The organism is Nitratireductor sp. B36 (genome assembly GCF_020833685.1).
GTDB lineage: Bacteria > Pseudomonadota > Alphaproteobacteria > Rhizobiales > Rhizobiaceae > Nitratireductor.
Map to the genome: position 1 here is coordinate 389,567 of NZ_JACKZY010000001.1, position 15,535 is coordinate 405,101.

14 protein-coding genes and 2 tRNA genes are annotated in these 15,535 nt (G+C 58.0%); 6 read left to right on the top strand and 10 right to left on the bottom strand.

From position 1 onward, the window contains the following. Positions 1 to 11: 11 nt before the first annotated feature. The 6 genes from H7H48_RS01905 to H7H48_RS01930 form a co-directional block, all read right to left on the bottom strand. Positions 12 to 1,193, bottom strand: a complete 1,182-nt coding sequence (locus H7H48_RS01905; RefSeq protein ID WP_229447126.1) for an NADH-quinone oxidoreductase subunit E — start codon at positions 1,191 to 1,193, stop codon at positions 12 to 14. Beyond that, positions 1,194 to 2,384, bottom strand: coding sequence for an NADH-quinone oxidoreductase subunit D (locus tag H7H48_RS01910; RefSeq protein ID WP_229447127.1), 1,191 nt, complete (start codon positions 2,382 to 2,384; stop codon positions 1,194 to 1,196). A 66-nt stretch (positions 2,385 to 2,450) separates the two neighbouring features. Next, entirely contained in the window at positions 2,451 to 2,819 is a 369-nt protein-coding gene (locus tag H7H48_RS01915) for a four helix bundle protein (RefSeq protein ID WP_229447128.1), read from the bottom strand. A gap of 44 nt (positions 2,820 to 2,863) precedes the next feature. Next, positions 2,864 to 3,466: an NADH-quinone oxidoreductase subunit C gene (locus H7H48_RS01920; RefSeq protein ID WP_065817673.1), complete on the bottom strand. Its 603-nt coding sequence runs from the start codon at positions 3,464 to 3,466 to the stop codon at positions 2,864 to 2,866. 8 nt (positions 3,467 to 3,474) lie between these two features. Beyond that, positions 3,475 to 4,050: an NADH-quinone oxidoreductase subunit B family protein gene (locus H7H48_RS01925; protein WP_229447129.1), complete on the bottom strand. Its 576-nt coding sequence runs from the start codon at positions 4,048 to 4,050 to the stop codon at positions 3,475 to 3,477. Further along, a complete protein-coding gene (locus H7H48_RS01930) occupies positions 4,041 to 4,406 on the bottom strand; it encodes an NADH-quinone oxidoreductase subunit A (RefSeq protein ID WP_223004263.1) in 366 nt (121 codons plus the stop codon). The genes H7H48_RS01925 and H7H48_RS01930 overlap by 10 nt, the downstream gene beginning before the upstream one ends. A 370-nt stretch (positions 4,407 to 4,776) precedes the next feature. Between H7H48_RS01930 and H7H48_RS01935 the strand changes: the two genes are divergently transcribed. The 4 genes from H7H48_RS01935 (at position 4,777) to H7H48_RS01950 (ending at position 9,056) form a co-directional block, all read left to right on the top strand. Further along, positions 4,777 to 5,973, top strand: coding sequence for a winged helix-turn-helix domain-containing protein (locus H7H48_RS01935; protein WP_229447130.1), 1,197 nt, complete (start codon positions 4,777 to 4,779; stop codon positions 5,971 to 5,973). 443 nt (positions 5,974 to 6,416) lie between these two features. Continuing rightward, positions 6,417 to 6,845: a TadE/TadG family type IV pilus assembly protein gene (locus H7H48_RS01940; RefSeq protein WP_229447131.1), complete on the top strand. Its 429-nt coding sequence runs from the start codon at positions 6,417 to 6,419 to the stop codon at positions 6,843 to 6,845. Position 6,846: 1 nt separating this feature from the next. Next, positions 6,847 to 8,610: a pilus assembly protein TadG-related protein gene (locus H7H48_RS01945; protein ID WP_229447132.1), complete on the top strand. Its 1,764-nt coding sequence runs from the start codon at positions 6,847 to 6,849 to the stop codon at positions 8,608 to 8,610. 206 nt (positions 8,611 to 8,816) lie between these two features. Continuing rightward, complete coding sequence (locus H7H48_RS01950; RefSeq protein WP_229447133.1) at positions 8,817 to 9,056, top strand: hypothetical protein; 240 nt, start codon at positions 8,817 to 8,819, stop codon at positions 9,054 to 9,056. A gap of 295 nt (positions 9,057 to 9,351) precedes the next feature. Here H7H48_RS01950 and H7H48_RS01955 read toward each other — a convergent pair whose 3' ends face one another. Then, a complete protein-coding gene (locus tag H7H48_RS01955; protein ID WP_229447134.1) occupies positions 9,352 to 10,791 on the bottom strand; it encodes a GGDEF domain-containing protein in 1,440 nt (479 codons plus the stop codon). 480 nt (positions 10,792 to 11,271) lie between these two features. Continuing rightward, a tRNA-Asp gene (locus H7H48_RS01960) sits at positions 11,272 to 11,348 on the bottom strand. 184 nt (positions 11,349 to 11,532) lie between these two features. On the opposite strand from H7H48_RS01960, the gene H7H48_RS01965 reads away from it, so the two are divergent. Continuing rightward, positions 11,533 to 11,608, top strand: a tRNA-Val gene (locus tag H7H48_RS01965). Between the two features lie 88 nt (positions 11,609 to 11,696). Continuing rightward, a complete protein-coding gene (locus H7H48_RS01970; RefSeq protein ID WP_229447135.1) occupies positions 11,697 to 12,167 on the top strand; it encodes an acetyltransferase in 471 nt (156 codons plus the stop codon). 115 nt (positions 12,168 to 12,282) lie between these two features. Here the strand turns inward: H7H48_RS01970 and hupB are convergent, their stop codons facing one another. Beyond that, positions 12,283 to 12,558, bottom strand: a complete 276-nt coding sequence (hupB, locus tag H7H48_RS01975) for a DNA-binding protein HupB (protein ID WP_223020414.1) — start codon at positions 12,556 to 12,558, stop codon at positions 12,283 to 12,285. Between the two features lie 256 nt (positions 12,559 to 12,814). Then, the gene (gene lon / locus H7H48_RS01980) at positions 12,815 to 15,241 is read right to left on the bottom strand and encodes an endopeptidase La (protein WP_229447136.1); all 2,427 of its coding nucleotides are present in this window, start codon (positions 15,239 to 15,241) and stop codon (positions 12,815 to 12,817) included. Between the last annotated feature and the right edge of the window lie 294 nt (positions 15,242 to 15,535).

Sequence of the window (15,535 nt, forward strand, 5' to 3'; positions counted from 1 at the left end):
GGCTCAGTCCCTCACCTCGGCTTCTTGCCGAAAACCTTGATGTATTCGGCTTCGCCGCCCTTGGCGAGCGCCTTGGCCTGTTTGACCCAGTCCTCGCGCTCGATGCGGCCATGAAAACTCAGATAGCCGTCGACCCATTCGCGCTCGGCCTTTTTCCACTTCGAAACCTGCTCGAAGGTGAAAATGCCCAGATCGTGCAGAATGCCTTCGATCTTCGGGCCGACGCCGGAAATCATCTTGAGGTCGTCGGGCTCTGCCGGACGCTCGATGCCGGCCGGACGGTTCTTGTCCTCAAGCGCAGGCTTGGCCGATTTCGCCGGTTTTGCGGCCCCAGATACTTTGGGTGCGGTGGCGGTTTTGGGCGAGGTGCCAGGCTTCCTCTTCGGAGCAGCCTTGGCAGAAACAGCGGCGGCTGCCGATGTCTTGCCATTGTCCGCCTTGACCGGGGACGGCGACTTGATTGCCGGATCGGTTTCGGTGGCAGACGTGTCGGGCTTGGCCGCGCGGGACGGCGGCACCTCGGTGCCTGCGGTCGCCTTTTTCCGGCTGCCGGGCTTGCCTTTCGTCTTGCCGGTGACGGCCTTTTCGTCGGTCAGTGCGGTCAGGCCGCTCGCCGGGGCCGAATAGATGCGGTCGATCTGCGGACCGGGTTTGATCGTGTCGCCCTTGCCAGCCTCGAATGCATCGATGATTTCTTCCAGACGCTCGGGCGTCAGATCTTCATAGGTATCCTTGAAGATCATGACCATCGGCGCGTTCACACAGGCACCCTGACACTCCACCTCTTCCCACGACAGCGTGCCGTCGGCATTGGGGTGAAAGGGTTCAGGATTGATCTTCTTCTTGCAAAGCTCGATCAGTTCTCCGGAACCGCGCAGCATGCAGGGCGTGGTGCCGCACACCTGAATGTGGGCGCGGGTGCCAACGGGTGCAAGCTGGAACTGGGTATAGAAGGTGGCCACTTCGAGCACGCGGATCAGCGGCATATCCAGCATGTCTGCCACATGCTCGATGGCTGCACGCGTGACCCAGCCTTCCTGCTCCTGTGCGAGCATCAGAAGCGGGATTACCGCCGACTGCTTGCGGTCTTTCGGATATTTGCCCAGCCAGCGCTTCACCTCCCCGTTCATGGCACGGGAAAAAGCGAAGCTCTGCGGCTGGACGGCTTCGTCTGCGAGACGGCGGACTGACATTTATCTGTCTACCTCACCAAACACGATGTCGAGGGAGCCAAGCACGGCGGCGACGTCGGCCAGAAGATGGCCGCGGCACAGGAAATCCATTGCCTGGAGATGAGCAAAGCCCGGCGCGCGCAGCTTGCAGCGATAGGGCTTGTTGGTCCCGTCGGAGACGAGATAGACGCCGAATTCGCCCTTGGGCGCTTCCACGCAGGCATAAACCTCGCCTTCGGGGACGTGGTAGCCTTCGGTGTAGAGCTTGAAGTGATGGATCAGCGCTTCCATCGACCGCTTCATCTCGCCGCGCTTGGGCGGGACGATCTTGCCGTCGGTGTTGGAAACCGGGCCGACACGCTCCTTGCCGAGCAGCCGATCAACGCACTGGCGCATGATCTTCGCCGACTGGCGCATCTCTTCCATACGGATGAGATAGCGATCATAGCAGTCGCCATTCTTGCCGACCGGGATGTCGAAATCCATCTCCGGGTAGCATTCATAGGGCTGGCTCTTGCGCAGATCCCATGCCGCACCCGAACCGCGCACCATGACGCCCGAGAAGCCCCAGGCCCATGCGTCTTCCAGCGTCACGACGCCAATATCGACATTGCGCTGCTTGAAGATGCGGTTGCCGGTCAAAAGATTGTCGAGATCGTCCACCGTCTTGTGGAACGGCTCGATCCAGTTGCCGATGTCCTCGACGAGCTGATCGGGAATGTCCTGATGAACGCCGCCGGGGCGGAAATAGGCCGCGTGCATGCGCGCGCCGCAGGCGCGCTCGTAAAACACCATCAGCTTTTCGCGCTCTTCAAAGCCCCACAGCGGCGGGGTGAGCGCACCGACGTCCATCGCCTGCGTGGTGATGTTGAGGAGATGGTTCAGAATGCGGCCGATCTCGGAAAAGAGCACGCGGATGAGCTGCCCGCGGATCGGCACGTCAATGCCGATCAGCCGCTCGACGGCCAGCGCGAAAGCGTGTTCCTGGTTCATCGGCGCGACATAGTCGAGCCGGTCGAAATAAGGCACGGCCTGCAGATAGGTCTTGTGCTCGATCAGCTTTTCGGTGCCGCGGTGGAGAAGCCCGATATGCGGATCAACACGCTCGACCACCTCGCCGTCGAGCTCTAGCACAAGGCGCAGAACGCCGTGCGCCGCCGGATGCTGCGGGCCGAAGTTGATGTTGAAGTTGCGGACGGAGTGTTCAGTCATGACGCATGGCCCCTTCGTGGCCAGAGCGAATAGCGAATAGCGAATAGCGAATAGAAAGCGATCCCGTCATGCCGATTTTTCCTGTAGTCGCCGGATCATTGATCTGATCATCTTTCCAATCTCTTCAGCCGCCTGGAGCAACTCCTGCAGCCTGCTTTCTTCCAATAAACTCAAACGCGACGCCAACGTCAGATGCGTCTCTAATTCCTTCAGCGAACCCTGCGCAACGCGCAGAAACTGAATAAAGGCTCCGGTAAGTTCGCGCCCATGCCCTTCAGCAATGTTCGCCGGTACCGAACCGGCCGCGCGGCGTATCTGACTCGTAAGACCGTAAATCTCTGTTTTTGGAAAGTCTCCGGTTGCACGATAGCAGTCCGTAGCCAAATCCATCGCTGCTTTCCATATCAGAAGGTCCCTGTACGAGCTGATCGTCAACCGAGCCTCTCTATTCGCTATTCGCTACTCCCTATTCGCTTCCTTCACTCTTTCGCCTTTTCATCGCCGGGCAGAACGTAATCCGTCCCCTCCCATGGCGAAAGGAAATCGAAATTGCGGAATTCCTGTCGCAGTTCGACGGGCTCATAGACGACACGCTTCAGATTGTCGTCGTAACGCACCTCGACAAAGCCGGTCAGCGGGAAATCCTTGCGCAGCGGGTGGCCCTCGAAACCGTAGTCGGTGAGGATGCGCCGCAGGTCCGGATGCCCGGTGAAGAGAACACCGTACATGTCATAGATTTCGCGCTCGAACCAGTTGGCCGCGGGAAACACTTCGATGGCGGACGGCACCGGCGTGTCCTCATCCGTCGAAAGCTTCACGCGGACGCGCTGGTTCTGGCGCGGCGAAAGGAGATGGTAGACCACCTCGAAACGCTTCTGGCGCGAGGGGTAGTCCGCGCCCGAAATGTCGACGAATGCGAAAAACTGGCACTGGACGTCGTTCTTCAGAAAATTGAGCACATCAACGATGTCGCCCGGCTCGACCAGGAAGGTCAGTTCGCCATAGGCGACGACCGCATCCTGAATCTGCGCGTCGAGCTTTTCCGTGACGTATGCCGCCAGGTCCTTCAGCGCTTCGCTCATATCCGCCTCTAACGTTCGATCGTGCCGGTGCGACGGATCTTCTTCTGCAGAAGAAGAATACCGTAAAGCAACGCTTCCGCCGTGGGCGGGCAGCCGGGCACATAGATATCGACGGGCACGACGCGATCGCAGCCGCGCACCACCGAATAGGAATAGTGATAATAGCCGCCGCCATTGGCGCAGGAGCCCATGGAGATGACGTAACGCGGCTCGGGCATCTGGTCATAGACCTTGCGCAGCGCGGGCGCCATCTTGTTGGTCAGCGTGCCGGCAACGATCATCACATCCGACTGGCGCGGTGACGCGCGCGGCGCGATGCCGAAACGCTCTGCATCGTAGCGCGGCATGGAGATGTGCATCATCTCGACAGCGCAGCAGGCCAGACCGAAGGTCATCCACATGAGCGAGCCGGTGCGCGCCCAGGTGATCAGCGCCTCCGAAGACGTGACAAGAAAGCCCTTGTCGGAAAGTTCGTTGTTGATGCCCGTGTAGAACGGATCGTCCGAACCGATCGGGTTGCCGGTGTTCGGATCAATCAAACCCTTGGGCTGGGGCGCTACGAGCGTGCCGTTGTTCAGTCCCATTCCAGCGCTCCCTTCTTCCATTCATAGATGAAGCCGATGGTCAGAACCCCGAGGAACACCATCATCGACCAGAAGCCGAGCCAGCCGATATCTCCGAACGCCACCGCCCACGGGAAGAGGAAAGCCACTTCCAGGTCGAAGATGATGAACAGAATTGCCACCAGATAGAAACGCACATCGAACTTCATGCGCGCATCGTCGAATGCGTTGAAGCCGCATTCATATGCGGAGAGCTTCTCCGGATCCGGATTGCGATAGGCCACCAGGAATGGCGCAACCACCAGCGCAAGCGCGACGACGAGCGCGACGCCGATGAAAATAACGATAGGTAGGTATGAACTCAGAAGCTCATTCATGGTCCGACTTTCCGTTGCCCGCCGCGGGCGAGGCTGCGTATCAAGGCCCGTGACCGGGTTTTTGCGCCTACGGCCAAGGCAGCAAGGCTAGGCTCATGTTGCAACGCGGCGAGGGTTAGCGCAGGGCGCTTGGCGACGCAAGTCAAACCTTGGCCAGATTGCGGCATTGTCGCACGCATATCCGCCTTTGTTCACAAAACGCGCCCCTGCGCGTGTGCCGCAACAGCGGAGATAACGCACAAAAAACGCGTGTAAAGCATCCTCGCCCTCATGTCAGGAGACTACGCTGTTTTGGAACAATCGGGTGGCATATGCCCGATCGACTGGCTAGGTCTTTTATAAATCGAATGAGCGGGATGAACGCAGGCCCATGCGACGAGAGCGACTCACACCGGCAGAGGTGCGGCGAATTGCCCTTGGCGCCCAGGGATTTTCCACTCCGCTGCCCCAAGGCCCTGTCACGCGACAACACATCAAGCGAACGCTGGCCCGCACCGGTTTGTTGCAGATCGACTCAGTCAACGTGGTCGCTCGCGCGCATCTCATGCCGCTCTATGCCCGACTTGGCCCCTATCCAGTGGAGCTCCTGGAGCGCGCCCAGGCGAAAAAGCCGCGCATGCTGTTTGAGTACTGGGCGCATGAGGCCTCGCTTCTGCCGGTTGAACTGCAGCCCCTTCTGCGCTGGCGAATGGAGCGCGCGCGAGACGGTGAAGGCGTCTACAAAGGGCTCGTCCATTTCGCTCGCGAAAAGCGAAACCTTGTCGAACGCCTGTACAAAGAGGTCGAGAGCCGGGGTCCGATGGCTGCGTCGGATTTCGAGGGGGAAAGTGGAAACGGCGGCTGGTGGGGCTGGAGTGAAACAAAGAAAGCGCTCGAATGGCTTTTCTGGTGCGGGCGCATCACCACCCATTCCCGCCGCCCAAGCTTTGAGCGGCTATACGACCTGCCCGAGCGCGTGTTGCCACGCAGTATCATCGCTTCTCCCACCCCGCGAGAAGAGGACGCACAGCGCGCTCTGGTCAACATCGCAGCGCGCGCCCTCGGTGTTGCCAGTGAGCCGGATATCAGGGACTATTTTCGATTGAAGCCCGATGTATCGAAGGCCCGTGTCGCCGAACTTGTCGAGGATCGCATCTTGCGTCCCGTAGAGATCCGCGGCTGGCGTCATACCGCATATCTTCACGAGGACGCACAGCTGCCAAGACGCATCGACAGGGCCGCTCTGCTCGCTCCGTTCGATCCGATTGTATGGGAACGCGCCCGGGCCGAACGTATCTTCGGCTTTCGCTATCGGATCGAAATCTATACTCCCGCTCATAAGCGTGAGCACGGATATTACGTTCTGCCCTTTTTGCTCGGTGATCGTATTGTTGCTCGCGTAGACCTTAAGGCGGAACGGTCAAAACGGGTTCTGATCGTTCAGTCGAGCCACGCGGAGCCCGATGCACCCGCTCACACAGCAGAAGCCCTGCACAAGGAGCTTGAGCGGTTCGCTTTTTGGCTCGGTCTCAATTCCATTCTGATCATGCCGCGCGGAAACCTGGCGCCAGCATTGAAAATGCTCTGACTGACGCAACGTCACCCTTCAATCCTTCGATTTTCGTGGTGTTTTTTGCAACCATTTCAGGAATTACTCTGACAGTTACAAAACTTTTCGAATTTTTTTTGCAACCTCTGCTTTTTGAGAGTGATGTCTTCTTCGCGCTAAATCGAATTTGCTTTTGAGAGACTGAAATCCGCATTTTACAATCTCAAGGTGATATTCCCGACCCAGCGAGCAAGGGAGAAAGCCCACGAAACCAACGTTCTCAACGTGAACATTGAAATACAAATCTTAATTGCGTAACCCTGAGTTGTTTTCAAGCAAAAACATGACTGCAAATCAGCGGTTGCTTCTAAAAAAAACACAACCGATCAAGCACAATCTACAGTATTAAAGACCAGCTCTCTTGTTTAATCTTTGTTTATTTCTGCTCATCAATCCTGCTTACGGGCTTGGGAGTACTGAAAATGGACAGAAGATATTTCGTAAAATTTCTCCACCGATCAGACGGCACAGCAGCGCTAGAATTCGCCATTATTGCGCCGGTGTTTTTTCTCACCGTTTTTTCGATGATTGCTTACGGAATCTATCTAAGCGCTGCCCATTCCGTTCAACAGGTCAGTGCTGACGCCGCTCGTGTTGCAGTCGCGGGGCTTTCTCAGACAGAAAGGCAAACGCTGGCGCGAGACTACATCCAAAGATCGATGACCGATCACCCGTTCATCGACGCGCAGAAGTTCGACGTTCAAGTGGCGGACGATGCTGGCAACCCAAACCAGTTTACCGTTTCCGTCGAATACGATGCCGGCGACCTGCCTATATGGTCACTTTACTCATACGCAATGCCCGACAAGAAAATAGTAGGGTATTCAACGATCCGGCTTGGGGGGCTTTGACATGCCCGGAACCCGCTTTGCGTTTATCAGCAGGTTCGCCGAGGATCGCCGGGCAAATGTCGCAACACTTTTCGCGCTGTTCGTGCCCGTCATGATTGGGTGCGTGGCGTTGGCCGTGGATTACGGCAACCTTACTTTACAAGACAGAAAACTTCAGAAGACCGCTGATCTCGCTTCGATCGTTGCTGCTGCGGATATTACAAGGGCAGAGAAAGCTGTCGCCCAGTTTTTCTCACTCAACAAGCAAGAGATCGCCGTGGAGACGGATGAAGGTCTTTTGCTTGACGGACGCTATCTGTCCGCCGACCAATATATTGAGCAGGAAAAGCGGGGCATCGCACGCCTTGTCCGCGGCCGTTACTATCCAGATCCTTCCATCTCTACAAATCTGCGTTTCGTGGAGATGGAAACCTCGCCCGATGCCGCAAGGGTGACGATCAGAAAGCGCGGGGACCTCTATTTCGGCGCCATGTTCGCAGACCCGCCCGAATTGTCTGCGGTCGGCACCGCCTCGGCGGAGAAACTCGCAGGCTTCTCCGTAGGGTCGCGGCTTGCCAGCCTCAATCACGGCATACTCAACGGACTGCTCGGGGGGCTTCTCGGAACGACGATCTCGCTGAAAGCGATGGACTATGAGGGACTGCTTGACACCGACATCGATCTTCTGTCTTTCATGCAGACCCTGGCAACACGCCTCGACCTGACAGGCCTGACATACAGCCAGATACTCGAAACTGACCTTTCGCTACCTGAATTGTTGTCGACGATGCGCCTGACAAGTGGCGTTCAGCCAACGGTCCAGAGCGTTCTGAAAACGCTCGAAACGGCAACCTCGAAAAACAACAACTCGATCAGGCTGGAGCAGCTTCTGAATCTCGATTCCATCGGTCCGCTGAGCATTGCGACAAATGCTCCGTGGGAGATGAGAATTTCGGCGCTGGAAATGATTACGATGGCTGCCGCCCTTGCCAATGGCGACAATCAGGTTGCCGTCGACACCGGCTTGGCGCTGCCTCCCCTCAGCAACCTCTCGGTCAAGCTTGCAATAGGCGAACCGCCAGCCGGGACGCCCAGTCATGCGTTAGCGCCGATAGGGACGGCTGTACGCACCGCGCAAACGCGCCTGAAGGTCACTTTTGAGGTCGGCATTGACCTGGTGGTCCTGAAGACGAAGTTGCGTATCCCGCTCTATGTGGAAGTCGCACACGCGGAGGCACGCCTCGCCGACATCCAGTGCAGCCCCTCGCAACCAAACAGAGGCAGCGTCTCCGTTGACGCGATGCCAGGTCTGCTGGAGATCGCGCTGGGCGAGGTCGATGACCGTGCCCTGTCGACCTTTTCAGATCAAGCGCGCGTCACGCCCGCAAAGATGATCGACGTCGGAGGTGTGCTGAGTGTATCCGTCAACGGTCAGGCGCATGTTGAAACGCAGAACATGGAAACGAGCCGGTTGAAATTCTCAAGTTCGGATATCCAGCAGGGGCGCATCCGAACCGTTTCGACCCGGGATGTTCTCGGCTCGACAACCAGCTCGCTGCTGAACAATCTCCATCTCGACGTAGAGGTTCTGGGCGGATCGGTGCTCGGCGGAACGCTTTTGAACAATTCGCTTGTGAAAGGGACGGTTAAGACGCTCCTCTCCAGCCTTTCCGACCCGATAGACGAACTCCTTTACAATGTGCTGGCGCTGGCCGGCGTGAAGATCGGCGAAGCCGATGTAAGGGTCACCGGCGTCCGCTGCAAACGCCCGGTGCTCGTACAATAGCTCCCAAGCAGAATGTGCAGCCACCTGCCCCGCAATTGAAATTGCGGGGCTTTTTTTGTCTTTGTGCTCTGCATGGCTCATCGGCGGGAGCCGTTTCGTTCCGATTGGTGTCTGACGCGGAAGAGGTGTAAGATCGCCTGCATAGCCGCATGACCAGTCGTATAGAATGCCTGACATATGCAACATGCGGCCACGTGGAGGAAGATATGAAACCCTATGCACTTGTTGTAGCGCTGATCGGCCTGTGGCCGGCGGCGGCATTTGCGCATTCCTGCCCCAGCCTGATGAGCGAAATCGATCAGGCCATGCAGACAGCCTCGCTCTCCGAGAGTGACAGCGCTCGTGTGAAAGAACTGCGGGCAACGGGGGAGGAGCAACACAAGGCCGGCGATCACGACGCATCGATGTCGAGCCTGGAGGAAGCCAAGGCCCTGCTTGGCCTTTAGCCTCTGAGTGCATGTCTTTGACGTGCTCAAAAACAAAAAAGCGGGCCTCGGCCCGCTTCCTTCGTTCCCGAGAGCCATCTGGGTGCCGGTACCTTCATGGTCACCACAGGGTCGTTCGGATCGAATACAGCGAATGTCCGGGGAACCTCGCCACATATCCTGCAGGACGTCCCACGCCGGTTCAACCGCCGCTCGACAGGATATGGTGTTGTCCGGCACACAATGCAACAGCGCCTGTGAGGAAATTCGCCACCATCGTTGAACCTCTTCCTGCCACACCAAGGCGGAAAAGGACTTATGCGGGCCTCCAGCCCGGCGTCTGATCATGTATCTCGGAACGGTTGCGCCCGAGATGCTTTGCACGATAGAGCGCCTTGTCGGCTTCTTCCATAAGGGCTTCGACATCAGCCGAGCCATCATGTGAGGCAGCCAAGCCGACACTCACAGTGACACTAATCGGAGCTCTGTTGTCTGGCGTCACCTGAGCTTGCGCAAAAGCGCGCCGTATCCTTTCGGCGATCTCAAGGGCCTGCTCGCGTGTGCATTTTGGGAGAAGGATGGCGAATTCCTCGCCCCCTACCCGCCCGATAATATCGGCAGACCGCAGGCACGAAGAGATCTTTTCTGCTGCAATCGAGATCACCTGATCACCGGTTGCGTGGCCGAAGCGGTCGTTGATGGACTTGAAGTGATCGATATCGAGCATAAGCGCCGAATATGGATGACTCTGTTTGGCGCAGTACCGAGCAAGCTTCTGCGCCTCCTCACCAAATGCACGCCGATTGAGGAGGCAGGACAAGGGGTCGTGCCGTGCGAGATGCGAGAGTTGCGCAATCAGATCCTTTTGCTTCGCCATGGCGCTGGCGAGCATGAGAGGGGCCAGGGTAATCAAGCTCACTCCCAGACGCATCGATATCAATGCGTTTTCCGCGGATGCACCGGCCATATAGTTGAAGAGATCGGCCGACAAAGCGATCAGACTCCAGAAGCTGAACGCCGACGTCAAAAGGATCGTCACAAAGCGCGGGTAGACAATGGCTGCCCACAGAAGGGCCGGCACAGGAAATGCCAATGCTCCGGGCCCGCCGATCTCAAAACTGGCAAAGCAGCTGAAAAGCAGAGCAAGCAGCGGCAGTGCGAGATAAGCCAGCCGTTTCAGCGAAATGCCTTGCGGGAATGAGAACAGGCGTATGGTCAGAATGACAGGAAGGATGGCCACATAGTTCGCAAATTCCGTGACGAACCAGAAGGCCCAGCCCCCGACGGCACTGCCGCCGAATAGTACAGGATTGGCGACCGCTCCGACAAAACCTGCCAGGCACGCGCCAAAACCGATAGCGGAAACGAGTTGTGGAACCGACTCTGGTGTTTGAAGACGGATGGCCTCACGCGAATACAGACGCAAAACCGCGTAAGCTCCCCCGATCCCGGCGAGGTTGGCACCGGTCAGTATCAACGCTTTACCCCACGGCGAGCCGGTCATCAGATCAGCGAGGATGAATCCCGCGGTGGCTGCAATCCAGCCCAAAGGCGTTGCTGTTGTCGGGAACCGTAAAAGCAGGCCAAGCATCACAGCGTTGGCAGGCCAGACATTTGCAAGGAAATCGAGCGGGCGGGTGTATATGCCAAAAAGACAGGTGCCAAAAATCACAATGCCCAGCAAAAATGCAGACTGGATCATCTTCGAGACTGATCCTCTGCGCGCTCCTTCGCTGGCTTCGATCTTCGTCAGCACCACTTCAGGCCCCCACACTAGAGAAGCAGTCTAGTATCGAATGATATCACGCAGGTTAAGAGAAACAGGTGCCTCCTCTTTTTCGCAGCCCGATGAGCATTGGTTAACGCTTCCGTGCAGGGTCCATTAAAGTTCCTGCATTATCTTTCTCGGCATGAGCCTGACAAAGCTGTTCTCGTGTGTGTTGCGCGTAGCGCTTTTGCTTTCACCGGCAGCCGCCGCTGTGATCATGTTCGTCTATCTTCTGGGAGTGGCAGAACGAGGTGACGAGCCACAGAGCGTGGATCCTTTCCGCACTGCAACGATACGTTGACAACCCTACTACGCGTTGAAGCAGGAGCGCGAGAGCGCAAGACCGAGCACGCCGTCCGTTTTTCACGCGATCACGTGCGCTGCGGAAGGACATCAGAGAAATTCTTGAAGCGAAACAAAATGATCTGGGATTTCTCCCCAGCGCCACTTCCCGATATTTAGGAGAAGTGGCGCGAGTGACGGGGCTCGAACCCGCGACCTCCGGCGTGACAGGCCGGCACTCTAACCAACTGAGCTACACCCGCGCTTGAGGCGTTGTGCCGAAGCAGCAACGCGTCGATGAGCGCTGAATTAGGGGGTTCTTGATGTGGTGTCAAGCAGCCAATCTGCAGTTTGTGAAACTTTCTTGATGTTGGTTCAATATGCGTTGGAGAAGGCTTTTTTTGCTTGCGATCCGTGCGCGAACCCCCTAAACGATCCGCTTGGAATGGGCGATTAGCTCAGTTGGTAGAGCGCTTCGTTTACACCGAAGATGTCGGCAGTTCGAGCCTGTCATCGCCCACCATTCCCTCCCCATTATCGAAGTGTTGCTGCTTCTTCACTCCTGGGTGCTGCCTGGCTGCACACTTGCCTTCCTGCCGCGGAACAGATGCATGGCAAAGATTCGCAAATCCCGCAAAGATGACCTCGTTGATCTGATGGAGATCTGGCGGCGGTCAGTCCGTGCGACACATGATTTCCTTGCCGAATCAGATTTCCGGGCGATCGAGGCTGAGGTCGCCGGCAGCTATCTCCCGGGCGCGGAACTTTGGGTCGCGGTCGATGATCAGGATTCGCCCCTCGCCTTCATGGGGCTTTGCCAAAAACATATTGACAGTCTTTTCGTGGATCCGGATTTGCGCGGCTCAGGCCTTGGTGCGCGTCTCATCGCGCATGCGCGCGCAATTGCCGGCAGAAATATCACTCTGGATGTCAACGAGCAGAATGAGCAGGCGCTTGGCTTCTATAAGAAGATGGGTTTCGAGATCAAGGCGCGCTCGCCGAGAGATGGCGCCGGACGCCCCTATCCGCTTCTGCATATGAGCCTCGAGAGCCGAAAGACGCGCACCGGAACGGCGGGATAGACCGTCTCCCCGACCGGGGCTCGCTGGAGAATGACACCGGCGTCGCTCCCGACTTTGCCTCAAAAGAAAAGCCGGGTTGAAACCCGGCTTTTCTTGTATTCCGTTAAGAGCGCGATCAGCTGTTGACCGCGTCCTTGAGGCCCTTGCCGGCCGAGAACTTCGGCACGTTGCGAGCCGGGATCTGAACCGTGGCACCGGTCTGCGGGTTGCGGCCCGTGGAGGCTTCACGCCGCGAGACGGAGAAGTTGCCGAAGCCGACGAGGCGCACGTCCCCACCCTTTTTGAGTTCGCCTTCGATCACGGAGAAAACCGCATCGACCGCGGACTGGGCGTCGCCTTTGGAGAGGCCTGCCTCTTCTGCGACTGCGGATACGAGCTCGTTCTTGTTCATGTAATTACCCCTTCCTGATAAGGACCAAGTGATGCGACTCACTCGGCTCGAGGCAGTCTAGGGAGAACAGTTGCCGCCACCAAGCACGAAATGCTTTCAGGCGCTCTAAAACCCACGTTTTCTGCGGTTTTCGACAGAAAAGCCGGACAAAATGTCCGGCTTCTGAAGATTCTGCCGAAAATACGGCAAGGAAATGCCTCAATCCCTTGCGCCGCACCGGTTACACGCTCTTGCCGAACCGGCGCGGCGAACGGAATCAGTGAGCGATGGTCTGCCCTTCCGTCTCGCCTGCCGCGACCTTTCCGGCAGGCTCCACGGGCTCCACCCATTCGATCGGCTCCGGCATGCGGGTGAGTGCATGTTCCAGAACCTCGCCCACACGGCTCACAGGCACGATCTCGAGACCGTTTTTCACATTCTCGGGAATGTCGGCCAAATCCTTGGCGTTCTCTTCCGGAATGAGCACCTTCTTGATCCCACCACGCAGGGCGGCAAGAAGCTTTTCCTTCAGACCGCCGATGGGTAGCACGCGACCGCGCAGGGTGATCTCGCCGGTCATGGCGATGTCCTTGCGCACCGGGATACCCGTCATGATGGACACGATGGACGTTGCCATGGCGACGCCTGCCGACGGGCCATCCTTGGGGGTGGCGCCTTCCGGAACGTGCACGTGGATGTCCTTCTTGTCGAAGACAGGCGGCTCGATGCCGAAATCGACGGCGCGCGAGCGGACATAGGATGCCGCTGCCGAAATCGATTCCTTCATCACGTCACGCAGATTGCCGGTGACCGTCATCTTGCCCTTGCCAGGCATCATCACACCTTCGATGGTGAGCAACTCGCCACCAACTTCCGTCCAGGCGAGACCCGTCACGACGCCAACCTGGTCCTCACCCTCGGCCTGTCCGAAGCGATAACGCTGCACGCCCAGATAGTCCGACAGGTTGTCCTCGGTCACTTCGACCTTGTCCTTGCCGCCGTCCTTCTTTGCGTTGCGCAGGATTTCCGTCACCGCCTTGCGGGCGAGCTTCATCAGCTCACGCTCAAGGTTACGGACACCCGCCTCACGCGTGTAGGTACGGATGATCTGCTGGAGCGCGCCATCGGTCACGGAGAACTCGTGCGCCTCGAGCGCATGCTCGCGCACGGCCTTGGGCAGGAGGTGCCGCTTGGCGATCTCCACCTTCTCATCCTCGGTGTAGCCGGCGATGCGGATGATCTCCATGCGGTCCATCAGCGCTGGCGGAATGTTCAGCGTGTTGGCCGTGGTGACGAACATCACGCTCGACAGGTCGTACTCCACCTCGAGATAGTGATCCATGAAGGTCGAATTCTGCTCGGGATCGAGAACCTCAAGCAGGGCCGAAGACGGATCACCACGGAAATCCATGCCCATCTTGTCGATCTCGTCGAGCAGGAAAAGCGGGTTGGACTTCTTGGCCTTCTTCATCGACTGGACGACCTTGCCGGGCATCGAGCCGATATAGGTGCGGCGGTGACCGCGGATCTCTGCCTCGTCGCGCACGCCACCCAGCGCCATGCGGACATATTCGCGTCCGGTGGCCTTGGCGATGGACTTGGCGAGCGAGGTCTTGCCGACGCCGGGCGGTCCGACGAGGCACAGGATCGGGCCCTTCAGCTTCTTCTGACGGCTCTGGACGGCCAGATACTCGACAATACGCTCCTTGACCTTCTCAAGGCCGAAGTGATCCGTGTCGAGCACGTTCTCGGCGAACTCGAGGTCGTTCTTGATCTTGCTGGGCTTTTTCCACGGAATGGAGAGCAGCCAGTCGAGATAGTTGCGGACCACCGTGGCCTCGGCCGACATGGGCGACATGGTCTTGAGCTTCTTCAGCTCGGCTTCCGCCTTTTCGCGCGCTTCCTTGGAGAGCTTGGTCTTGTTGATCCGCTCTTCCAGCTCCGCGGCCTCATTGCGACCGTCCTCGCCCTCGCCGAGCTCCTTCTGAATGGCCTTCATCTGCTCATTCAGATAGTACTCGCGCTGGGTCTTCTCCATCTGGCGCTTGACGCGCGAACGGATACGCTTTTCCACCTGCAGAACGGAAATCTCGGCTTCCATGAAGCCCATGGCCTTTTCCAGCCGCTCACGCACGGAGAGCGTCGCCAGCATTTCCTGCTTTTCAGGAATCTTGATGGCCAGATGCGAGGCGACCGTATCGGCCAGCTTCGAGTAATCCTCGATCTGGGTCGCGGCGCCCACCACTTCAGGCGAAATCTTCTTGTTGAGCTTTACGTAATTCTCGAAATCGGAAACGACCGACCGTGCCAGGGCCTCGATCTCGACCTGATCCTCTTCGGGTTCGGGAAGCAGATCGGCGGTCGCCTCATGGAACTCCTCTCGGTCGGTGAACTGCGCGATGCGCGCACGCGACGTGCCCTCGACGAGCACCTTGACCGTGCCGTCGGGCAATTTGAGAAGCTGCAGGACATTGGCAAGCGTACCGACATCATAAATGCCACTTGGCTCCGGGTCGTCATCGGCGGCGTTCATCTGCGTTGCCAGCAGAATCTGTCGCTCGGCACCCATCACCTCTTCCAGCGCCTTGATCGACTTGTCGCGGCCGACAAAGAGCGGAACGATCATATGCGGGAACACCACGATATCGCGCAGCGGCAATACGGGGAAGGCAGTGCCAGCAGCGGTCTTGGGGGTATCAGTCATGTTTCAGCCTTTTCAAACCGCGACCGCTCGAGAGCCGGCCGCGGGTTTCAGTCTATCCGGCCAGAGCGTTATCCACCAGAAGCAACCGCATAATTGCGCGATGTCCGTATGGAAACCACCCCACCTTTACTCCTCCCTTAGTTGGAGACATGAACCGAGAAGATCAAGGGCCTGGGCAAGATGCGTGGACCGGACACACAGCCTGCCGCCTGTCACCGTCCCGATTCGGTGGTTTTGGGGTATATCGACGCTGCAAAAAACGCGAACGTCACCGAAGCCGGACTTCGGTGACGC